The sequence below is a fragment of the Mycobacterium sp. BMJ-28 genome (genome assembly GCF_054404835.1).
Genome location: NZ_CM136783.1, coordinates 5,361,757 through 5,383,076, shown reverse-complemented (window position 1 = coordinate 5,383,076; position 21,320 = coordinate 5,361,757). Strand labels below are relative to the sequence as shown.

23 protein-coding genes are annotated in these 21,320 nt (G+C 68.0%); 10 read left to right on the top strand and 13 right to left on the bottom strand.

Annotated elements, in window-relative coordinates; translation table 11 throughout:
* The first annotated feature begins 3 nt into the window (after positions 1-3).
* The 4 genes from ACXPWS_RS26795 to ACXPWS_RS26780 are packed head-to-tail and all read left to right on the top strand — an operon-like array spanning position 4 to position 3,184.
* A complete protein-coding gene (locus ACXPWS_RS26795; RefSeq protein ID WP_458709551.1) occupies positions 4-1,473 on the top strand; it encodes a flavin-containing monooxygenase in 1,470 nt (489 codons plus the stop codon).
* 9 nt (positions 1,474-1,482) lie between these two features.
* Positions 1,483-2,229: a MerR family transcriptional regulator gene (locus ACXPWS_RS26790; protein ID WP_458709550.1), complete on the top strand. Its 747-nt coding sequence runs from the start codon at positions 1,483-1,485 to the stop codon at positions 2,227-2,229.
* On the top strand, positions 2,226-2,552 hold the full coding sequence (locus tag ACXPWS_RS26785) for a hypothetical protein (protein ID WP_458709549.1): 327 nt from the start codon (positions 2,226-2,228) through the stop codon (positions 2,550-2,552). Before ACXPWS_RS26790 ends, ACXPWS_RS26785 begins: the two co-directional genes overlap by 4 nt.
* Positions 2,549-3,184 (top strand): class I SAM-dependent methyltransferase, encoded by a 636-nt coding sequence (locus ACXPWS_RS26780; RefSeq protein WP_458709548.1) that lies wholly within the window; start codon positions 2,549-2,551, stop codon positions 3,182-3,184. The genes ACXPWS_RS26785 and ACXPWS_RS26780 overlap by 4 nt, the downstream gene beginning before the upstream one ends.
* On the opposite strand, the gene ACXPWS_RS26775 is transcribed toward ACXPWS_RS26780, so the two are convergent.
* Genes ACXPWS_RS26775 through ACXPWS_RS26745 form a run of 7 tightly spaced genes read right to left on the bottom strand, consistent with a single transcriptional unit; the run spans position 3,162 to position 11,481 of the window.
* Entirely contained in the window at positions 3,162-3,803 is a 642-nt protein-coding gene (locus ACXPWS_RS26775; RefSeq protein ID WP_458709547.1) for a DUF1275 family protein, read from the bottom strand. The genes ACXPWS_RS26780 and ACXPWS_RS26775 overlap by 23 nt on opposite strands.
* Complete coding sequence (locus ACXPWS_RS26770; RefSeq protein ID WP_458709546.1) at positions 3,800-4,567, bottom strand: exodeoxyribonuclease III; 768 nt, start codon at positions 4,565-4,567, stop codon at positions 3,800-3,802. Before ACXPWS_RS26770 ends, ACXPWS_RS26775 begins: the two co-directional genes overlap by 4 nt.
* On the bottom strand, positions 4,558-7,890 hold the full coding sequence (locus tag ACXPWS_RS26765; protein WP_458709545.1) for an ATP-binding protein: 3,333 nt from the start codon (positions 7,888-7,890) through the stop codon (positions 4,558-4,560). Before ACXPWS_RS26765 ends, ACXPWS_RS26770 begins: the two co-directional genes overlap by 10 nt.
* Positions 7,883-8,554 (bottom strand): DUF4194 domain-containing protein, encoded by a 672-nt coding sequence (locus ACXPWS_RS26760; protein ID WP_458709544.1) that lies wholly within the window; start codon positions 8,552-8,554, stop codon positions 7,883-7,885. Before ACXPWS_RS26760 ends, ACXPWS_RS26765 begins: the two co-directional genes overlap by 8 nt.
* A gap of 32 nt (positions 8,555-8,586) precedes the next feature.
* Complete coding sequence (locus ACXPWS_RS26755) at positions 8,587-10,017, bottom strand: DUF3375 domain-containing protein (protein WP_458709543.1); 1,431 nt, start codon at positions 10,015-10,017, stop codon at positions 8,587-8,589.
* On the bottom strand, positions 10,010-10,888 hold the full coding sequence (locus ACXPWS_RS26750; protein WP_458709542.1) for an N-acetylglutamate synthase, CG3035 family: 879 nt from the start codon (positions 10,886-10,888) through the stop codon (positions 10,010-10,012). The genes ACXPWS_RS26755 and ACXPWS_RS26750 overlap by 8 nt, the downstream gene beginning before the upstream one ends.
* Positions 10,888-11,481, bottom strand: coding sequence for a peptide deformylase (locus ACXPWS_RS26745; protein WP_458709541.1), 594 nt, complete (start codon positions 11,479-11,481; stop codon positions 10,888-10,890). The genes ACXPWS_RS26750 and ACXPWS_RS26745 overlap by 1 nt, the downstream gene beginning before the upstream one ends.
* 128 nt (positions 11,482-11,609) lie before the next feature.
* Here ACXPWS_RS26745 and ACXPWS_RS26740 point away from each other — a divergent pair, with 128 nt between their 5' ends.
* The 6 genes from ACXPWS_RS26740 to ACXPWS_RS26715 are packed head-to-tail and all read left to right on the top strand — an operon-like array spanning position 11,610 to position 15,270.
* Entirely contained in the window at positions 11,610-11,918 is a 309-nt protein-coding gene (locus ACXPWS_RS26740) for a DUF3263 domain-containing protein (RefSeq protein ID WP_458709540.1), read from the top strand.
* 19 nt (positions 11,919-11,937) lie between these two features.
* Positions 11,938-12,405, top strand: a complete 468-nt coding sequence (locus ACXPWS_RS26735) for a LytR C-terminal domain-containing protein (protein WP_458709539.1) — start codon at positions 11,938-11,940, stop codon at positions 12,403-12,405.
* Between the two features lie 9 nt (positions 12,406-12,414).
* On the top strand, positions 12,415-13,092 hold the full coding sequence (gene sodC / locus ACXPWS_RS26730; protein ID WP_458709538.1) for a superoxide dismutase[Cu-Zn]: 678 nt from the start codon (positions 12,415-12,417) through the stop codon (positions 13,090-13,092).
* Positions 13,049-14,215, top strand: coding sequence for a glutamate--cysteine ligase (locus ACXPWS_RS26725; protein ID WP_458709537.1), 1,167 nt, complete (start codon positions 13,049-13,051; stop codon positions 14,213-14,215). The genes sodC and ACXPWS_RS26725 overlap by 44 nt, the downstream gene beginning before the upstream one ends.
* Positions 14,216-14,641, top strand: coding sequence for a hypothetical protein (locus ACXPWS_RS26720; protein WP_458709536.1), 426 nt, complete (start codon positions 14,216-14,218; stop codon positions 14,639-14,641).
* The gene (locus ACXPWS_RS26715) at positions 14,638-15,270 is read left to right on the top strand and encodes an LON peptidase substrate-binding domain-containing protein (RefSeq protein ID WP_458709535.1); all 633 of its coding nucleotides are present in this window, start codon (positions 14,638-14,640) and stop codon (positions 15,268-15,270) included. The genes ACXPWS_RS26720 and ACXPWS_RS26715 overlap by 4 nt, the downstream gene beginning before the upstream one ends.
* Here the strand turns inward: ACXPWS_RS26715 and mnhG are convergent, their stop codons facing one another.
* The 6 genes from mnhG to ACXPWS_RS26685 are packed head-to-tail and all read right to left on the bottom strand — an operon-like array spanning position 15,271 to position 21,319.
* Positions 15,271-15,597, bottom strand: coding sequence for a monovalent cation/H(+) antiporter subunit G (mnhG, locus tag ACXPWS_RS26710; protein ID WP_458709534.1), 327 nt, complete (start codon positions 15,595-15,597; stop codon positions 15,271-15,273).
* A complete protein-coding gene (locus tag ACXPWS_RS26705; protein WP_458709533.1) occupies positions 15,594-15,887 on the bottom strand; it encodes a monovalent cation/H+ antiporter complex subunit F in 294 nt (97 codons plus the stop codon). Before ACXPWS_RS26705 ends, mnhG begins: the two co-directional genes overlap by 4 nt.
* A complete protein-coding gene (locus ACXPWS_RS26700) occupies positions 15,884-16,423 on the bottom strand; it encodes a Na+/H+ antiporter subunit E (RefSeq protein ID WP_458709532.1) in 540 nt (179 codons plus the stop codon). Before ACXPWS_RS26700 ends, ACXPWS_RS26705 begins: the two co-directional genes overlap by 4 nt.
* Positions 16,420-18,009: a Na+/H+ antiporter subunit D gene (locus tag ACXPWS_RS26695; protein WP_458709531.1), complete on the bottom strand. Its 1,590-nt coding sequence runs from the start codon at positions 18,007-18,009 to the stop codon at positions 16,420-16,422. Before ACXPWS_RS26695 ends, ACXPWS_RS26700 begins: the two co-directional genes overlap by 4 nt.
* A complete protein-coding gene (locus ACXPWS_RS26690; protein ID WP_458709530.1) occupies positions 18,006-18,464 on the bottom strand; it encodes a Na(+)/H(+) antiporter subunit C in 459 nt (152 codons plus the stop codon). The genes ACXPWS_RS26695 and ACXPWS_RS26690 overlap by 4 nt, the downstream gene beginning before the upstream one ends.
* Positions 18,461-21,319 (bottom strand): Na+/H+ antiporter subunit A, encoded by a 2,859-nt coding sequence (locus tag ACXPWS_RS26685; RefSeq protein ID WP_458709529.1) that lies wholly within the window; start codon positions 21,317-21,319, stop codon positions 18,461-18,463. The genes ACXPWS_RS26690 and ACXPWS_RS26685 overlap by 4 nt, the downstream gene beginning before the upstream one ends.
* Position 21,320: the final 1 nt, after the last annotated feature.

Sequence of the window (21,320 nt, the reverse complement as noted above, 5' to 3'; positions counted from 1 at the left end):
ACCATGACTGTTTCCGTAGCCATCATCGGCGCCGGCTTCGCCGGGATCGGCGCCGCCATCCGCCTCCAGGATCAGGGCGTCACCGACTTCGTCATCTACGAACGTGGCACCCGGGTCGGAGGCACCTGGCGCGACAACACCTACCCCGGGGCGGCGTGCGATATCCCGTCGCGGCTGTACTCCTACAGTTTCGCGCCCAACCCGGACTGGTCACACACCTACTCCGGCAGTGCCGAGATCCTGCAGTACATCGACACTATGGTCGAATCCGCGGGCATCGCCCCGCAGATCCGTTTCGAACACAACGTCACCGGGGTGGTCTACGACGAGGCCGCGGGCGAGTGGACGGTGAGTTTCGCCGGCCGCGACAGCGTGCGGGCCCGCACCGTGATCGTCGCCTCCGGCCCGCTGGCGAACGTGAGCCTGCCGGACATCCCGGGTATCGAATCCTATGAGGGCAAGAAAATCCACAGTGCCCGTTGGGATCACGACTACGACTTCACCGGCAAGAAGGTCGCCGTCGTCGGTACCGGCGCCAGCGGGGTCCAGATCGTGCCGGAACTGGTCAAGGTCGCCGATTCGGTCAAGGTGTTCCAGCGCACCGCGGGCTGGGTGTTGCCGCGCGTCAACACCCCCACCGCCGGCTGGGCCAAGCGGATCTACCAGAAATCGCCACTGGCCGAGAAGATCATCCGGTCGGCATGGTTCTGGGGCCATGAGTCGGTGGCGCTCGGCGTGGTGTGGGACACCCCGTTCACCCGGTTGGTGGAGACCGTCAGTTTGGCCAATCTGCGTCTGCAGGTGAAGGATTCGTGGCTGCGCAGGCAACTGAAGCCAGACTTCTCGGCCGGCTGCAAGCGGCTGCTGATGACCAGCGACTACTACCCTGCGCTGCAGGCAGACAACTGCAAGCTGGTGACATGGCCGATAGCCCGGTTGTCGCCCAACGGTATCCGCACGGTCGAGGGTATCGAGCACCAGTTCGACGCCATCGTCTTCGCGACCGGGTTCGAGGTGTCCAAGGCGGGTACGCCGTTCCCGGTCACCGGCATCGACGGGCGGGATCTGGCGTCGGAATGGAGCCGCGGCGCCTACGCCTACCGCAGCGTGGCGGTATCGGGTTACCCCAACCTGTACTTCACCTTCGGCCCGAACTCCGGCCCCGGGCACAGCTCCGCGCTGGTGTACATGGAAGCCCAGATCGACTACATCACCGAGGCGATCGCCAAGCTGCTGCAATTCGGCTGGAAGGCGCTGGACGTCCGGCCCGAGGTGCAGGCCCGCTACAACGAGGACATCCAGCGCCGGCTGCAGTCCACCACCTGGAACTCGGGATGCCAGAGCTGGTACCTGACCGAGGACGGCTTCAACGCGACGATGTTCCCCGGCTTCGCCACCCAGTACGTCAACCAGTTGAAGCGCCTCGAGCTGCAGGACTACCGAATCACCGTGCCCGATCTCGTGACCGCATAGAATTCGCTGGTGACCGAGTACCGGATCGACGACCTCGCACGCGTGGCGGGGACGACCACCCGGAACGTTCGCGTCTACCAGGAGAGCGGGCTGCTGCCCCGGCCCCAGCGCCGGGGCCGGGTGGCGATCTACACCGACAAGCACCTCAGCCAATTGCAGGCGATCATCCGGTTGCTCAGCGAGGGCTTCACGGTCAAGCACATCCTGAAGTTCCTGACCGGGCTGCAGCGCGGTCAGGAACTGGTCGAGGTGCTGGATTTGGCCGACCTGGGCGAGCTGGTGACCGAGCCGTGGTCACACCCGGTGCCCGAGACGATGACCCGCGAGCAACTGGAAAGCCGGCTCGGCAAGCTCGACGCCGCGATCCTGCGGCGGCTGGCCGCCAACGGGATCATCGAGCCCGCCGAGGACGCGGGTTCCTATCTGGTGCGGGACAAGCGGGTCATCGACGACTTCGGCACGCTGGTGTCCCGTGGCATGCCGTTGCCGGCGATCCTGAAGACCACCGCGGCGGTGGACAAGAAGCTCGACGAGGCGGCGCGGGCACTGTCCGGCGCCGGCCATGCCGAGGTGGTGCGGCAACGGGGGACAGGCTGGTACCCGGAAACCGATGTGGAACTCGCCTGGGCCGCCGACCTCATCGATGCCATGCGCCGGGTGGCCCGGCGTTCTGCCCACGCCAGCCTGGATCGCGCGCTGGACGAAGCCGTCCGGGCCGAGCTGCGGGACTACCAGCAAGGAGAGCGCAACACGTGAAACGACTCAAGGTCCTGGAGGACATCTCCGAGCTGCGGCGGTCGGCGCAGTTCATCGCCCAGAACATCGCCGAGCTCAGCGAGAGCGCCGCGGGTATCAACCGGCACGCCGAGATGATCGCCGACGAGATCGCGACCCTGACCGAGGCCGCCGCCGGCATCGACGCGTCGGCGGAGAAGATCGCCGCGGGAGCCAATTCGATCGCCGACGCGCTGCCCAGGATCCAGCGGCTGGCCGAGGTGGTCGACCCGCTGGAGAGCACCGTGGCGCGATTGGGCTGGGTTGTCGACAAGATTCCCGGCGGAAAGCGAACGCAGTCATGACGACCACGCAACGCAGAGGTTTCAACGACGCGGTCACCCGGTTCTGGAGTTTCGCCGCCCCGGCGTATGACCAGCAGTGCCTGCAGCGCTGGGTGTACAAACCGGCCCAAGACGAGGTCATCGCGGCGCTCCGGCAGCGCGGTTCCCGCCAGATCGCCGATATCGCCTGTGGCACCGGCATTCTGTCTGACCGGATGCAGCGCGAGCTGCGCCCCGACGAGGTCTACGGCATCGACTTGTCCGACGGCATGCTGGCTCAGGCGCGTAAGCGGTCCGACCGGGTGCGGTGGATGTCGGCGCCCGCCGAGGCACTGCCGTTCGAGGACGGATTCCTGGACGCGGTGGTGACGACGTCGGCGTTCCACTTCTTCGACCAGCCCGCTGCGCTGCGGGAGTTCCGGCGGGTGCTGGCCCCGGGCGGTGTGGTGGCGGTGACCACCATCAGTCCCCGTCAGGCGCTACCGCTGCATGCGCTGTCGGCGGCATTGTGGAATCCCGCGCACAACCCCAGCGAGCAGGAGATGCGGACACTGTTCACCGACGCCGGTTTCACCGTTGCCGACCAGCACCGGGTGCGCCGGCCGTTCTGGACTCCCGTCTCGGACCTGATCACAGTCGGCGTGCGGCCGTAACCACAACAGCCAGCAGCAGTCCGGCCAGCCCGAGCGCCCACGCGTGGTACCCGGGTATCACCAGGGCCGCGCCGGCCAGCGCACCGCCGAACATGGCCAGCACCGGCACCAGCCGGCGGCCGGCCTTGCTGCCGTGCCCGGAAGTGGCGTCGGCGGCGATCCCGGTAAGCGTCAAGGTCAGCACCGTGGTGGTCAGATCGGGCACGGCCAGCGCCCGCGCGGTCGCGTTCTGCAGCCCCATGCCCACCCCGAGCAGCACGATCAGCGACGTCAGCACCCACCCGCCGTACGGTGCGGGGGCGACCAGCGTCACCGCCAATGCTGCCGCGACACAGCATAATTCGATGAGCGTCGAGGTGAACAGGTGGCGGCGTGGCAGCCGGCGCAACCGGCCGCCGAGCGCGGCTCCCAGCAGAAAGGCCGCCACCGCCAGCAGCAGTGCCCACCACACGAAACCGGGTGCGCCGGCCAGTGCGAAGCCGCTGAACACCACATTTCCGGTCATGTTGGCCACCAGCACATGGCCCAGCGCCAGGTAGCTGAAGGCGTCCACCACGCCGGTCACCACCGTCAGCAGCAACAGCAACCGCGGGAGCGGGTCGAGAAGCCGCCCGGTCACGCCAGTTCGACCATGACCGGTGCGTGGTCGCTGGGTTGCTTGCCTTTTCGCTCGTCCCGGACGATCTCGGCATGGGTGACGCGGGCGGCGAACTCCGGTGAGCCGAGGATGAAGTCGATGCGCATGCCCTGCTTCTTCGGGAAACGCAGCTGGGTGTAATCCCAATAGGTGTACACGCCCGGGCCCGGCGTGTAGGGCCGCACCACATCGGTGAACCCGGCGTCGTTGATGGCTTGGAACGCGGCCCGCTCCGGCTCGGAGACGTGGGTGGCGCCGCGGAAAACCTCGGGGTCCCAGACATCCTCGTCGGTGGGCGCGATGTTCCAGTCGCCCATCAGTGCCACCGGGCCGGGCCACGCCGCCGAGGAACTGCGCAGCGCCTCAAGCCATTCCAGCTTGTAGGTGTAGTGCTTGTCGGCCAGCGTGCGGCCGTTGGGAATGTAAAGGCTCCACAACTTCACCCCGGCGCAGGTGGCGCCGATGGCGCGCGCCTCGACCAGGCCATCCCACAGCGGCTGGCCGGGGAAGCCGATCTCGATGTCGTCGAGGCCGACCCGGGAGGCGATGGCCACCCCGTTCCACTGGTTGAGCCCGATATGCGCGACCTCATAACCCAGCGCCGCGAACGGCATCGACGGGAACTGCGCGTCGGTGCACTTGGTCTCCTGCATGGCCAGCACATCGACGTCGGCGCGGGCCAGCCAGTCGGTGACGCGGTCGACACGAGTGCGGATGGAGTTGACGTTCCAGGTGGCTACACGCACGCGAGATCCTTACGCAGGGCGGTGAAATCGGAGATGGTCTTCGTGGCCACGGACGCCACCGGGCGAGCGTTGCGGCCGGTCGCCTCGGTCTTGGAGACCATCACCACGCCGTCGATATAGGGCTGGATGGTGGTGGCGTTCTGCACGGTCGCGACGATCACGAGCTGGAAACCGAACTTGCGGAACGCCTCCAGCGCCTGCGAGGCGAACTGCGGATCCGACTTGGAGAATGCCTCGTCCAGCATGAGCTGAGCGAAAACCGGTGTGTTGTCCCCACTCTCGGGATTGGCCAGGTTGAAGCTCAACGCACCGGCCAGGCAGAACGCCATCAGCTTCTCCTGCTCACCGCCGGAGTTGTCGCCGGCGTTGCTGTGCGTGCGGATCAGCTCGTCGCTGCGCACATCCCATTCGGCGCAGTCGAAGGTGAACCGGTTGCGCACATCCAGCGCGTCGCGGGTCCAGTTGCGGTCCTCGGGGGCGGTGCTGGACAGCCGGTTGCGCAGCCGCAGGATGTCGGCGTACTGCTCCAGGATGGCCTTCTTGTCGCCCATGCTCACCTCGGTGACGCGCCGCGATATCGCCTTGACCACCTCGGTCAGCTCGGCGACCGCAGCCAGGCTCCGGGGCGTGGCACGCAGCGTCAGCCGGGTGCCGCGGTTGAACTCCACCGCGCTCAAACCGCCGTTGACCCGGTCGATCTGCTCGCTGATCCGCCGGGTCTCCTGCTCGGCCACCCGGTGCAAGGTCAGGATTGCGTCGGGCGCCTGCTCGGTGATCAGCCGCATCATCCGGTCATAGGCGTCCGGCAGTTCGCGTTCGTCGATATGCCGGCACACCGCCACGTAGTCGTGCACCCGCTCGTCGAGGTCGTCGGAGTCATTGGGAATGGCGTCGGGGAACGACGTGTCGAAGGTCGTGATGATGCGGGACAGCTCATCGTAAGAGCGCCTGCGGCTTTCGGTCAGCTGATCGCGCTCCCGCCGGATCGCCGAGTACAGGGCGTCGCGGTGCGGCTCGGGGTTCAGCAGTTCCAGCGCAACCGGCACCTCGGCCGAGTAGCGACGCAACAGTTCGGTGGCCGGTTCGGATACCGCGGCCGGCGCCAGCCGGTCGGCAAGCTCCAGCAACCGAGTGCGACGGCTGTCCAGGTCGTCACGGCGGGTCTGGATCGCGCCGCGCCGCGTCATCAGCGTCTGGATGCCCGTCCAGCACTCCTCGGCGCGCGCGCTGAGTGCCTCGATGTCCGGATGATCGGCCAGCAGCAGCTCGTACTGGTCGCGCAGCCGGTCGGCGTGCCCGTCGGCCGTCTCGATGTCGATCTGGCTCCACTGCGGGAACTGCTCGTAGATCGCCTTACAGGCGGTGGCCCGGTCCCGCCACCGCTGGCGTTGCGCGGCAATGTCATCGGCGGCCTTGCGGGCACGCTGGAAACTGTCTTCGGCCTCGGCCAGTTCGGTGTGCAGCGCCTCCAGTTTGGCGCCGATATCGCCCTGGTAGATGTACTCGGACGGTTTCAGCGGTTGCCGGTCGTCCTTGACGGCCAACCGGTCGGAGTCCTTGTACAGACCCGAGTCGGTGACCGCGCGGCGGAATCGGGCGAACACATCGGGGGTGTCGACGCAGATGTGGTCACCGGTGGCGGCGATGATGTCGAGTGCTTCGGCGGCACATGCGTGATCGGGGTTGACCAGGAACAGCTTGCCGGCCAGGGTGTTGGGCTCGGCGGCTGTTCCGCCGGCGCTGTTGCGCACGTGATGCAGTGCCAGCCGGCCGCGCATGTTCGTCTCGTTGACGAACCGCAGCACCTTCGCGTGGTGGCGGTCGGGCACCAGCAGTCGCAGGCCGACGCCGCGCAGCACCTTCTCCACCGCCACGCGCCAGCGCTGCTGATCCGGGCGCAGATCGAAAAGTTCTGCCACATAAGGCAGTTCGGTCGGGTCGACACCGACGGCGGTGCAGATGTGGTCACGCATCATGATGGCGAACTCGGGGAGTGCCGAACCTACCTGTTCGACCCGTTTGAGTTCCTTGGCGGCGTTGTCGCGCAGGATGCGGGCCGACTTCTGGGCGTACTCGGCGTCGGTGGAGGCCTCGCGGCCCCATTCCAGCTTGCCCAGCATCTCGGTGGCCTGCTTGGTCAGGTCCTCCCGCAGATTCCAGAACTCGTCGGCGCTTTCCGGGATCTCGATACCCTGGGCGGTGACCAGTTCCTCGAACGCGGCGCGCCGCCGGGATACCTCTTCGGCCTGCGATTCGGCGGCGGTGACCTGCGCCTGCAGCGGTCCCACGTTCGCGCTGGCGCCGGTGATCTGCGCGTTGAGCGAATCACCCTCGGCCTTGGCCAGATTGAGCTGACGGGTCAGGTCGGCGTATTCGTGGTCCAGCTGGGTGACGGTGGCGTCCAGCGCCTCGACCTGGGCCGGGCATTCGCGCAGCCGGACATGATCGGTGTAGGCCCGCACCATCGGCGGGTCCACCAGATCGATGATGCCCAGATCGCTGGACTCCGAGGCGTAGCGCACCTGGACGGCCTCGATATCGCCCAGGATCTTGCGTTTGCGCTGCGCGACGGCCAACAGCTCGCGGGCCTCGACCAAGGGATCGATCTGCTTGAGCGCCTCCGGCAGCCGGGCCAGGCTGTCGGGCTCGTCGAGCATGAAGTCACGTACGAACTGCTCAAGTCCACCAACGCTTTTCAGCGACTTGGCTTTGCCGAGCAGCTGCTGGGCGGCATCCGATGCCCGGATGCCGATGGCCGAATACAGCTGGGCCAGGTACTGCGACTCCACTTTGGTGGAGAACCGCCAAGGGCCGTCCCTGAAGACGTTGGCGTCGAAACGCCCCGCCGCCCAGCGGTTGCAGACATCCTCGATGTCCAGATCACCGTCACCGAGCACGTAGCGACTGGAGGAATCCGAACGCGATTCACCGGTGAGCCATTTGAGCACCAGGCCGGTGATGGTGCGCCCGGTGTTGCTGGTGTAGGTGACCGCGATCGCCGACCAGGTGGTGCCCTCGCCCCGCAGGTACATCACCTGGCTGGTGCCCGCGTCGCTGCGCTGCCCCCACGCGCCGCGGACATACTTGTCCACGGTGCGCCGCCCCGCGCTGGACCCGGCGGCCGTGTTGTCACCGGAGGCGTTGAAGTTACGGCGGTTGAACGGCAGGAAGCCCAGCGAGATCGCGTCCAGCAGTGACGATTTGCCGCTACCTGAGGCCCCGGCGATCAGGGCGCCGCCCGGACCGAACCCGATGGAGTGGTATCCGTCGAACACGCCCCAGTTGATGACCTGCAGCCGGGACAGGTGGAACTGCTCACTCATCGGTGCCGCTTCCCTTGCGCAATTCCTCGAACTGCTGCTGCAGTTCGGTGATCACCGAGGCCGTCATGATCGCGCTGATCACCGGGCTGACGGTGTAACTGTCTTCGTCGTCGCGGGTTTTGCGCAGGATCTCCAGGCCGGCCAGCCGCGCGATGGCGGCGTCGACGCGCGCGGTGAAGGTGACGGCATCCCGGTCGGTGTCGTTGAGCACCCCGGAGAACAGGCCGTGGATCTCGTCGCGGCTGATGACGAAGCCGGTGTCGCCCCCGGCCCGCATCATCTGGGCGAGGTGCAGTGCCAGGATCGAGTCGTAGGTGCCCAGCGGTTCGCGGCGCAACAACTTGACCCCACGGGCGGATTCGTACCGGGCCTGTTCGATGAACGCGATCTCCACACTCTCGGCGATCTGCAGTTGTAGGTCCAGCTCGGACAACCGCACCGCCAGATCGGCGCGGTACTCCTTGATCCAGCTGTAGATGTCGGCATCGGACTCGTTGCTGACGAAGCGCCGGGTGAGCAGGTGCTGCAACGCCCAGCACGCGCGGTCGGGCAGCGCGCTGACATCACCGTCGAAGCGGGGGCGGCGCTGCTGCGGTTGGGCGCTGCGGCCGGTCCGCTCGACCTCGGGCAGCGAGGCGAAATCAACCGGCACTTCTTCAGTCATGCGCGATCCGCCTTCGGCTCCTCGCTGGGAATTCACGATGCAACTCCAGCAATCGGTTCGGTGAACATCAGGCTCGGAACCTCCATCTCGCGGTCACGGCCGTCGAGCGAGTGGAACCGGACTCGCACCGGTTCGGCGCCCGAATGGCCGTCGCCGGTGGCGGGTTGCTTGAGCGCCCACGACCACAGCACGATCACATGCCCCAGATAGGCGGTGTCCAGCAGGGACACCGCATCGGGCAGCGACAGCGGGGCCTCGCGCAGGGCGGTGTTGATCATGGCCGTCATCGCCGGTGCATCCACCTGGGTGGTCAGCGACGCGAAGGTGGACAGGTCGACATCGCCCTCGGCGACGGCCGCCGGTTTGGGGGCGGACAGGTCGTTGATGCGGAAGCTCAGGGCGCCGATCGAACTGATGGTGTGCCGGGCCAGCGGCACGTCGAGATCGAGGCGGGAATCGGTCAGCGAAACCTTCAGCAGGGCGCGGGCCGCGCCGATGGCCTCGTTGAGCTGGCGCGCCACCCCGCGGCTCTGCTCGAGCGTGCCGAACGCGGTGAACCGCTTGACCCGCTGCGCGCACCGCTGCTGGATGCGTTCCACCTCATCGATCTGATGCCCCACCAGTTCGAAGAATCCCGCCATCACCTTGCGCAGCGCGGGGTCCAGCTCGGGCAGGGCGCCGGCCACCGCCGCGATATCGCCCTCGAACGCGTTGCGCTGCTCGGGGTCGTTGATCATCCGCAGGAACGCCCGGTGCGAGTCGCGGCCGGCCGACTCCCAGGCCTGCTGATAGTCGGCATACATCTGCCGCTGCCGGTCGCGGTACTCGGTGTTGGTCTCGATCGGATCGTCGAGTGCCTGGGTGGCCTGCTCGATCATGGTGCCGTACAAGCCGATATCGGTGATCAGGCGTTCCATTTGCAGCGCGATGGCGCGGGCCTCGTCGTACATCGAGGTGACATCGGGTTCCGGCCGCAGCCCGGCATCCAGTTCGTCGAGTTCGCGGTTCAGGGCGGCGATCTCGGCTTCGATGCCGGCCCGGATACGGTCGGGGTCGTTGTCCACGCGGACGGCGACCTGCTTGAGCCGGGAAGCGATGCCGTTGATGGATCCACCGGTGGCGATGGTGTCGTTGCGGCGCATTCCGCGCACGAAGTCCAGGGCGCGGCGCGCATCCTGGGTCAGGTAGCAGATGTTTCGTTCGTGCCCGGCGCGTGTTTCGAGCACCCGGTGCAGCCAGCCTTGACTGGCCCACGTCTTGATCAGCGCCAGCCCGGACTGCTCACCCTCGTCGAGCGCTTCCAGGTCGCGATCCAGGGCGACCACCAGGTCTGTTTCGGCCACCACCCCGTCGAGCAGGTGGCGCTCCATCAGCGTGGCGTAAACCCCGAGGTTCAGGGTTGCCAGCAGCCGCACTGCGCGCGAGCTCTGCACGTCGCGGTTGAGTTGGAGTAGCTCATGCATGGGGTAGGAGGCTTTCTGCGCGCAGGTACCGCAGCGTGTGGTGCAGGCGGAAACCCATCGAGTGGTACAGCGTTGCGGCGGGCTCGTTGTCGGCGAGCACTTGCACATAGGCGCGGGTGGCGCCGCGGGCGGCCGCCCAGCCGAGCAGTGCCGAACATACCGCGCGGCCGTGCCCGCGGCGACGGTGCTCCTCGGCCACCCGGACCGCCGACAGCCCGGCCCACCGGGTGCCGTCCGGTGCCGTCGTCACCGCGGCGCGCCCGACGGCTGCGTCCGCGACGGTCGCGAACCGCACCTCGCCGTCGACCACGGCGGTCAGCACATCGACGGGGACGTCGCGGTGGTAGATCCGCAGCCACTGCGCATCGGGTGTGGGGGAGAGCGCGGCGGCGGGGGAGTCGGTGGGCGAGATGTCACGGACCAGGACGCGGGTGGGTTTGATGCCGGTCGCCTTGACCGGCAGCAGGCGCTCGGGCAGCGCCAGCCAGGCCGGCAGCCCGCGCGCGGCGTACCAGTCGACGATGCCGGGCAGTGCGTGCACATCGGCTTCGAAGAGCAGTGGCACCGCCGAATTGGCGCGGCTGGTGTGACCCCCGCCGGCCCGCAGCAGCCAGCCGTCCAGCCAGTGCTGCTCGGTGCCCGGCCACGCCAACGCGGCCGCGTGCTCGAGCGCGCGGATCTGCGAGTTGCGCACCGTGACGTGTGACAGTTCACGCACCGCGACCACGTCGGCGGGTGAAATCTGGACCGCTTCGCCGGATTTGGTGCGTACCGCCACCAGCGGGGTGAGGGCTTCGATCACGCCGACGACGTCGGTCAGGCCGTCTGGCCGGCGGTAGCGCAGCGACACCCGGTCACCGATCGATGGCACTAGTGCCCGAAGGGGTCGGGATCCTCGCCGGGCAGCCAGCTGCGCCCGGGCACCCCCCAATCGTTGGCCTTGACCATGCGCTTGGCCGCGCGGGCGTGCCGGCCGATCAGCCCGTCCAGGTAGGTGAAACCGTCGAGGTGGCCGGTCTCGTGCTGCAGCATCCGGGCGAACAGCCCGGTGCCCTCCAGGGTGATCGCCGTGCCGTCGGCGTCCAGGCCGGTGACGCGGGCCCATTCGGCGCGGCCGCGCGGGAACGACTCGCCCGGCACCGACAGGCAACCCTCGTCGTCGTTGTCCGGGTCGGGCATGGTCTCGGGCAGCTCGGAGGTCTCCAGCACCGGGTTGATCACCACGCCGCGTCTGCGGGTGGTGCGGCCGCGCTCGTCGGCGCAGTCGTAGACGAACACACGCTCGGTACGGCCAATCTGGTTGGCGGCCAGGCCAACCCCGTTGGCGGCGTCCATGGTCTCGTACAGGTCGGTGATCAGATCGGCCAGCCCGGCGGGCAGCGAGCCGTCGGGTCCGACGGGTACGGGGGTGGTCGCGGTGTGCAAGACGGGATCGCCCACGATGCGAATCGGTACAACAGCCACGGTTGGCAAGCTTAAGTCAGCCGACTCGCGGGTAACGATCACGCCCGCGCTACCGCAGCCGTGATTGAATGAGCGCCGAACAACAGTCTTGTAATTTCGGCATGTATCGGAAGGGCCCAAGGAGCGATATGGACGGCGCTATTGCGCGGACTGAGCAATCCGGGGACGGTACCGAGCCCGCGGACGGTTTGAGCCGCCGCGAACACGACATTCTGGCCTTCGAGCGCCAGTGGTGGAAGTACGCGGGATCCAAAGAAGAAGCCATCAAGGAACTGTTCGGCTTGTCGCCGTCGCGGTACTACCAGGTGCTCAACGCGCTGGTGGACCGTCCGGAAGCGCTGGCCGCCGACCCGATGCTGGTCAAGCGGCTGCGGCGGGTGCGCGCCAGCCGGCAGAAGGCCAAGGCCGCACGGCGGCTGGGCTTCGAGGTCACCTAGACCGCTAGTCTGGGCTCCGATGAATCAGCGTGACTCCTCCGGGCTGCCCCTGCGCGCCATGGTCATGGTGCTGTTGTTCCTCGGCGTGGTCTTCTTGCTGGTCGCATTCCAGTACCTGGGCCCCGACGACGACAGTGACAGCAGCGACTCGACCTCGGCCAGCGTGACCACCAGTGCCACCCCCACCTCGAAGACCTCCGCCGCGCCCGCGCCGGCGAAGGTCGACGTGCGGGTGTTCAACATCTCGGAGGTGGCCGGCGCCGCGGAGAACACCGCCACCAAATTGCGCGACGCGCAGTGGAACGTGACCGAGACCGGCAACCTCGCCTTGGAGGGCGTCACCGCCACGACGGTCTACTTCGGTGAGGCCGCCGGGGAGAAGGAAGCGGCCGAAGAGGTGGGCAAACTCCTCAACGCCCCCGTCGAACCGCGTCTGCCTGCACTCGCCGAGCAACCGCCGGGCGTCATCGTGGCGGTCACCGGCTAGGCTCTCGGCATGCCGATTTCAGCCTCGCTTCGTCTGCTCGCCGCCGTCGCGGTCATCGTGCCGATCGCCAGTGCCTGCGCTCCCTCCGAGCCCGTCGCCACCCAGCCCGGCACCCCGCCGCCCGTCTGGACCGGGTCGGCCGCCCCCACCGCGACGGCCGGTCACGGCGAGGGCAGTTCGCAGGCCCCCGCCGCCGCGCACGGCCAGAAATTGAGCGCGCAACTGAAGCTGGCCGACGGGACCGCCGTGGCCACCGCCGACTTCGAATTCGCCGACGGTTTCGCCACCGTCACCGTCGAGACCACCACCGCGGGCAAGCTGGCCCCCGGTTTCCACGGCCTGCACATCCATTCGGTGGGCAAGTGTGAGGGCGACTTCACCAGCGCCGGCGCTCATCTGCAGGTACCCGGCCACACCACCCACCCGGCCAGTGGCGACCTGAGTTCGCTGCAGGTCCGCGGTGACGGCACCGGCAAGCTGGTGACGACGACGGACGGGTTCACCGCCGAGCAGCTGCTGGCGGGCACCCAGACCGCGATCATCATCCACGAGAAGGCCGACAACTTCGCCAACATTCCTGCCGAGCGCTACCAGCAGGTGAACGGCACCCCCGGCCCGGACGAGACGACCATGGCAACCGGCGATGCAGGCAAGCGGGTGGCTTGCGGTGTCATCTCCGCGCAGTAGTCCGCAACAAAGGACGCGAATCGACTTCGCTGGGTCACCCCGGCCGACCCTCGGCGTCGAGTGGGAGTTCGCCCTGATCGACCCGGTCACCCGCGACCTGGCCAACGAGGCCGCTGCGGTGATCGCCGAGCTCGGCGAAACCCCGCACGTGCACAAGGAATTGCTGCGCAACACCGTCGAGATCGTCACCGGCATCTGTGACACCGTGCCCCAGGCGATCGACGATCTGGACGGCACGCTGTCCACGGTGCAGCGCATCGTGCGGGCCCGCGGGATGGAACTGTTCTGTGCGGGCACCCACCCGTTCGCCGAGTGGGAGATGCAGCAGCTCACCGACGGCGCCCGCTACGCCGAACTGATCAAGCGCACCCAGTGGTGGGGCCGCCAGATGCTGATCTGGGGCGTGCACGTGCATGTCGGGATCTCCTCGGCGCACAAGGTGATGCCGATCATCACCTCGCTGCTCAACCAGTACCCGCACCTGCTGGCGCTGTCCGCGTCGTCGCCGTACTGGGACGGTGAGGACACCGGGTACGCGAGCAACCGCGCGATGATGTTCCAGCAGCTGCCGACGGCGGGCCTGCCGTTCCATTTCCAGAAGTGGTCGCATTTCGAGAGGTTCGTCGCCGACCAGAAGAAGACCGGCATCATCGACCACATGAACGAAATCCGGTGGGACATCCGGCCTTCACCGCATCTGGGCACCATCGAGGTGCGCGTCTTCGACGGCGTGTCGAATCTCGCGGAGCTCGGTGCGCTGGTGGCGCTGACGCACTGCCTGATCGTCGACCTGGACCGGCGCCTGGACGCCGGTGAGCAGCTGCCCACCATGCCGCCCTGGCATGTGCAGGAGAACAAGTGGCGCGCGGCCCGGTACGGCCTGGACGCCGAGATCATCCTGGACGCCGACAGCAACGAGCGCCTGGTGACCGATGATCTCGACGATCTGCTGACCCGCCTCGAGCCGGTGGCGGCGTCGCTGGGGTGCGCGAAGGAACTGGCGCGGGTGGAGACCATCTACCGGCTGGGCGGGTCGTATCAGCGGCAGCGCCGGGTGGCCGAGGAACACGACGGTGATCTGCGGGCCGTCGTCGACGCGTTGATCGGGGAGTTGGTGCTGTAGATGCGTGCCGTCATGGTGGGACTGCTGGTCGCTGCGGCAGCGGCCGGACTGGCCGGGTGCAGCAAGGAGATCACCGGCACCCCAATGGCCGATCCGGCCGCGACGGTATCTGAAACACCCAGCACCACAAGGGCTCCCAGGACCATCCAGATTCCCATCCCGTCGTTCCCGAATCTGCCGATTCCGGGACTGCCCGGCCCCACCACCAGCGGGCCGCCGCCGACCGGACTGGCCGCCACCACGTGCGGTGACTACCTGACGATGACCAAGCAACAGCAGCGCCAGGTGATCGACGCGATCGGCAAGGACAATGAGCTGGTCCAGATGAACCCCGAGCTGTGGGTCGGACTGGGCACCGCGATGTGTTCGTTCACCCCGAAGACCACCCTGGTCAAGGATGCCGTTGCCGGACAGGGCTTCCGGTGAGCGCGACGCCGATGTTCCCGCTCGAGGTGGCCATGCTGCCCGGCGAGCAGCTGCCACTGCGGATTTTCGAACCGCGCTATTCGGCCATGATTTCCGACTGCCTGGCCGGGGACCGCTCGTTCGGGGTGGTGCTGATCGCCGCGGGCCGTGAAGTCGGTGGTGGCGACGCCCGCAACGATGTGGGATCGCTGGCCACGATCGCCGAGTGCACCGAGCAGGGCGCGGGCCGATACCGGTTGCGCTGCGAACTGGCCGACCGGTTCCGGGTGATCCGCTGGCTCGACGACGATCCGTACCCGCGGGCCGAAGTGGTGCGCTGGCCCGACGAGCCGGGCATGCCGGTCACCGGTTCGGACATCGCGGATGTGGAAGACACCGTGCTGAGCGTGTTCTCCCTGGTCGCCGAAGCCAAGGGACAAGGACTTCCGTCCCGCGAGGAACTGCTGGGCGGACCCGAGCCCGGTGAGGACGCCGGACACCGGCTGTATGCCCTTGCCGCCCGGCTGCCGATCGGACAGGCCGACCGCTACGCGGTGCTGGCCGCGCCCAGTGCGTCGGCCCGGCTGGCCGTGCTGCAGGAGGCGGTCGAGACGCTGCGGGCGATGGTGGAGTTCCAGCTGTCGGAATAGTCAGTCCGACAGTTCGCCCAGCTCATCGGCGGCCAACTGGTCCTTCACGTTCTGCTCGCGGTAGGCCAGCTGACCCACCCGGTTGGCCACCACCGGCGCGGTGATCAAGGTGAACAACCCGGCCAGGACGACCATGCCGACATCGGCGTTGCCGCGCAACCGGATTGCCGCGCCCGCCAGCACCAACAACAGCCCGAGCACCTGCGGCTTGGACGCGGCGTGCATGCGCGACAAGGTGTCCCGGAACCGCACCACGCCGATGGCGGCGGTCAGCGCCAGCGCCGAACCGGCCAGCACCAGGACGGCGGCGAGCACGTCCAGGATCATGAGCGGTTCCGTTCGTCGGGCGGGCCGGCCGGCATCTCGTCGCGCACCCGGAACCGGGCCACACTGACCGAACCGACGAAACTGATCAGGGCCAGCGCGGTCAGGCTGTAGGTCACCGTGGTGTCCAGACTGAATGCCGCCCAGGTGCCGATCGCGCACATCGACACCGCCACAAAGGTGTCCAGCGCCACCAGCCGATCCAGGGTGCTGGGCCCGGCCAGCAGCCGGAACATCGTCACCGCCGCCGCGGCCGACAGCATCACCGCGGCGATGATCCACACCCAATTCATCCGCGGGCCCCCTGCCAATCGGAATCCCGCTCGAACGCGGCGATCATCAACCGCTCCACCGTGGCGGTCTGACGATAGAACCGGTCCACCGCGCGTTCGGAACCGACATCGATGACGTGGACGTAGATCAGTCTGCGCGTCTGGTCGATCTCCAGCACGATCGAGCCCGGGATGAGGTTGATCACGTTGACCGCCAGTGCCAGAACGAGATCGGACTTGATGTTCAGCGCGGCGCGCAGCACCGCGGTGGGCGGTGGCGGGCCCGGCTTGATGGCCAGCCACGCCACCTGCACCGAGGACAGCACCAGCGACCACGTGACATAGGCGACCAGCACCGCGAACGACAGCGGGCGCAACCGTCCCTCCACGGGCACCGCGGGCAGCGGCAGCAGCAGGGTGATCACCAGGGCGATCACCAGACCGCTGATGATATTGGCCGCGGACACGGTGCCCCACAACAGGATCCACACCAGTGTCAGCCAGCACAGCGTCCAGATGCGAAGGGCCGTCTTCCGCGGCTGGGTCCGGGCGCTCATCGCAACACCGCGGAGATGTACTGGCCCCGGTCGAGCACCTGGGCGGCCGCGCGCTCGCTGTAGGCGAAGATGGGTCCGGCCGCGACGGTGAGCACCAGACCGACGACGATCAGCGCGCCCGTCGGGATCAGCATCCCCACCGGCATCCGGCCGACATCGTCGCGGTCGGCGAAGTCGATATCGTCGGCGTCGTCGATCAGCGCCACCGGGACCGCGGCGGCCAGGTTTCCCTCGGGCGCATCGGCGCGGGAGCGCCAGAAGGCCTTGGTCCACACCCTGGTCACCGCGTACAACGTCAGCAGACTCGTCACCACGCTGCCGGCGACCAGCATCCAGGCCAATGGGGTGCCCGCCGCTCCACCTGCCTGCAACAGCGCCACCTTGCCGACGAACCCGGAGAACGGCGGAATACCACCGAGATTCAGCGCCGGGATGACGAAGACGAATGCCAGTACCGGGCTGGCCGCGGCCAGCCCGCCGAGCCGTTGCAGGGTGGACGCCCCGGCTTGGCGTTCGATGAGTCCGACGACCAAGAACAGCGTGGTCTGCACGATGATGTGGTGCGCGACGTAATAGATGGCGCCGGACATGCCGAGCTGATTGGACAGCGCGATGCCGAACACCATGTAACCGATATGGCTGACCAGGGTGAACGACAGCAGCCGTTTGATGTCGTTCTGAGCCAGTGCGCCGAGGATGCCGAGCACCATGGTCAACAGTGCGGCGACCAGCAGCACGTTGTCCAGACGACCGCCGGGGAACAGCAGCGAATGGGCCCGGATGATCGCGTACACACCGACTTTGGTGAGCAGGCCGGCGAACACGGCCGTCACCGGGGCCGGGGCGGTGGGGTAGGACTCCGGTAGCCAGGCCGACAGCGGGAACACCGCGGCTTTGATGCCGAATGCCACCAGCAGCACCGCGAACAACGCGGTGCGGGTACCCGAGGGCACGTCGTCGAGGCGCACCGCCAGCTCGGCCATGTTCAGGGTGCCCGCCGCCGCGTACACCATGGCCAACCCGATGAGGAACACCAGCGAGGACACCATGGACACCATCACGTAGGCGATCCCGGCGCGCACCCGGTCGGCGCTGCCGCCGATGGTCAGCAGTACGAAGCTCGCCGACAGCAGCACCTCGAATCCGACGAACAGGTTGAACAGGTCACCGGCCAGGAACGCGGTGCACACGCCGGCCGACAGGATCAGATAGGTCGGCAGGAAGATCGACACCGGCTGGCGGTCGTTGCCGTCGCGGATACCCTGCCCGATGGCGTAGAAGACGACCGCCAGCAGCACGATTGCCGACACCACCAGCATCAGCGACGACAACCGGTCGGCGACCAGGGTGATGCCCAGCGGCCCCATTCCCGGCTCGCTCTGGCCCCAGCCGCCGACCTGCACGGCGGTGGTGCCGTCGCGGTCCACCAGGTACAGCAGGGTGGCGCACACACCGACCACCGCGGTCAGTGCGGTCAGGGTGACCAGCTGCTGCAGCCGCGGGGTACGTCCGGCGAACAACGTGACGGCCGCGGCGATCGTCGGGATCAGCACCGGCAGTGGTGTCAGCACCGTCGAGAGACTCATCGTGACCCCTCCGCGCCTGGCAGGGCGTCGAGCTCGTCGGCCTCATCGGTGTCCCGCGAGGGCACCACATCGGGAATGTCGTCGTCGTCCATCTCGGTGCCTTCGGCCACTCGGGTGGTCTCCGGATCGTTCTCGACTTCCTCGGCCGTGGTCAGCTGGTACGACCGGTACGCCAACGCCAGCACGAAGGCCGCGATGCCCATGCTGATGACGATGGCGGTCAGGATCATGCCCTGGGCCAGTGGATCTGCGGTGGTGGTCTGCCCGTCGCTGGTGCGCCCGCGGATCGGTGGATTGCCCGCATCACCACCGACGGTGAGGATGAGCAGGTTCACGGCATTGCCGATCAGCAACAGCCCCAGCAGCATTCGGGTCAGGTTGCGTTCCAGCAGGAGATAGACGCCGGCGCTGGTGAGGCCGCCGATCATGATCAGCGGGAGCAGGTGAGCGGTCATGTCCGAACCATCTCCACGTCGACGCGGGCACCCAGGCTGCGCAGGATGTCGAGCACCAGGCCCACCACGATCAGGTACACCCCGAGATCGAAGAACAGCGCGGTCACCAGCTTGACCGGGCCGAGCACCGGGACGTCGAGATGGATGACCGCCGAGGACAGCACCGGCGCGCCCAGGAACAGTGACGTCACGGCGGTGCCCGCGGACAGGGCGAGACCGGCACCCAAGATCTTGCCGGCGTCCAGCGGCAGGGTCTCGCCCAGTTCGTAGCGGCCGCCGGCCAGGTAGCGCAGCACCAGGGCGAGCCCGGCGGTCAGCCCTCCGGCGAAACCCCCGCCCGGGGTGTTGTGCCCGGCGAAGAAGAAGTAGGCCGACAGCACCATGATGAGCGGGAAGATCAGGCGGGTGGCGACCTCGAGGACCAGCGAGCGGTGCCGTGGGTCGCGCAGATCGCTGCCGCGCAGCCAGGTGATGTCCCCGACAGCGGGACTGTAGGCACTGACCGGCCCGATGTCGGGCTGCCCGGCAGACGCCTGCGGTACCCGTGGTGCGGCGCCGAACCTCCGGTGCCGGAACACCATCGACGCCACACCCGTCGCGGCGACCAGCAGCACCGAGATCTCGCCCATGGTGTCCCAGGCGCGGATGTCGACGAGCAGCACGTTGACGGTGTTGGCGCCGTGGCCGCGGTAATACGCCGCGTCGGGCAGCAGGGCGGCGATCGGGGTGGTGCGCCGCGCGGCCATCGCGAACACGGCGAGCCCGGTCACCGACACACCGACCGCCAGCGCCAGCGCCGCGCGCGGCAACCGGTTGCGTTTGAGGTTGGTGCGGTCCGCCTCGGCGGGCAGGGTCCGCAGCACCAGCACGAAGATCACCAGCACCAGCGTCTCGACCAGGAACTGCGTCAGTGCCAGGTCCGGCGCGCCGTGGAAGACGAAGATGACACCGCAGCCGTACCCGGTCACCCCGACCAGCAGGACCGCCGCGAGCCGGTTGCGCATGACCGTCGCGCCGACGGCGGCGGCCAGCATCACCAGGCCGACCACCACCTGCAGCGGCGAATCCCAGAGCCGCATTTCGGGACGGTCCCGGGCGCCGGACAACAGTGCGCCGACGGGCAGCACGATGAGGGTGCACAAGATGACGGCCTGCGTCGCCGGAATGGACCCGCGTTGGGTCTGGGCGGTCAGCCGGACGGCCACGATATCGAGTCCGCGGATCACGGCGTCGTAGATGCGGTCGGCATTGCCCAACGGCAGATAGGCACTGCGGGTGCGCGGCAGCCGGTTGCGGCCGAAGAACAGGGCGGCGCCGGCGGCGAGCACCACGGCGGAGAGCAGCAGCGGCAGCCCGAGGCCGTGCCACAGCGCCAGGTGGTAGTCCGACTCACCCGGCATGGTGTCCGCGTAGTCGTCGAGCTTGTCGTCCAGGGTGGCGGGGAACAGCCCGAACAGCAGGCCGGCGGCGGCCAGGATGGCCGGCGAGGCAAGGAAACTCCGCGACGGATAGTGCATTTCGGCGACCCGCACGCTCGGGGTGGCCGACCCCTTGCCCGCGAAGGCGCCCCACAGGAAACGGAGGCTGTAGACGGTGGTGAACACCGATCCGATCACGATACCGGCCAATACGAACGGCGCGGCAGAGCCGAGGGATGCCGAGTGCAGCACCGTTTCCAGGTCGGCCTCTTTGGCGATGAAGCCGAAGAACGGTGGCAGCGCCGCCATGCTGGCGGTGGCGCCGGTGGCGATGATCGCCAGCGGTGGGTACTGCCGGCCGAGTCCGGCCAGTTTGCGGATATCGCGCGTTCCGGTGGCGTGATCGATGACGCCGACGACCATGAACAGCGCGGCCTTGAACATGGCGTGGGCGCACAGCATGGCCAGGCCGGCGAGCATCATGTCCGGCCCACCGGCCCCGACCATGACGGTGATCAGGCCGAGCTGGCTGACGGTGCCGAAGGCCAGGATCAGCTTCAGGTCGTACTCACGGACCGCGCGCCAGCCGGCCATCAACATGGTCAGCAGGCCCAGCCCCACCACCATCGGTCGCCACAGTGGGTTGTCGGCGAAGCCCGGGGTCAACCGCGCCACCAGATAGACACCGGCCTTCACCATCGCCGCCGCGTGCAGATACGCGCTGACCGGAGTGGGCGCCGCCATCGCGCCGGGCAACCAGAAGTGCAGCGGCACGATGGCGGATTTGGACAGCGCGCCGACGAGTATCAACCCCACCGCGATGGACGCCGCGGTTCCGGTGGGCGGCGCAGCGATCAGCTCGGAGAGCAGGTAGGTGCCCGACAGCTGGCCCAGCACGACGATGCCGACCAGCATCGCCAGGCCGCCGAAGGTGGTGACCAGCAGTGCCTGGGTGGCGGCGCGGCGGCTGGTGGCGCGCTCGGCGTAGTGACCGACGAGCAGGAACGACAGGACGGTGGTGGTTTCCCAGAAGATGTAGAGCACCAGCATGTTGTCGCTGACCACCAGGCCGAACATCGCGCCGGAGAAGGCGACGAGCTCGGCGGCGAAACTCGGCAACCGTTTCTCGGTGTGGCCGTCGTGGTGGTGGAAGTAGCCGGCGCAGTAGAACAGGACGAGAGCGCCGATACCCAGCACCAGCACGCTCATGATCGCGGCCAGCGAATCGAACCGGAGCGCGATGTCCATCGACAGCTCCGGCACCCAGGAAATGTGGCGCGTGGGTACGCGGTCATCACCCGGCCAGTTCTGCACCACCCAGATCAGCGAACCGAGCGGGACCAACGCGAGTGGATAGAACGCTGCCCGGCCCCACCTGGCCACCAAAAGCGGCGCCAGCGCGGTCGCGACCGCGTGGGCGAGCAGGACGGTGAGCATG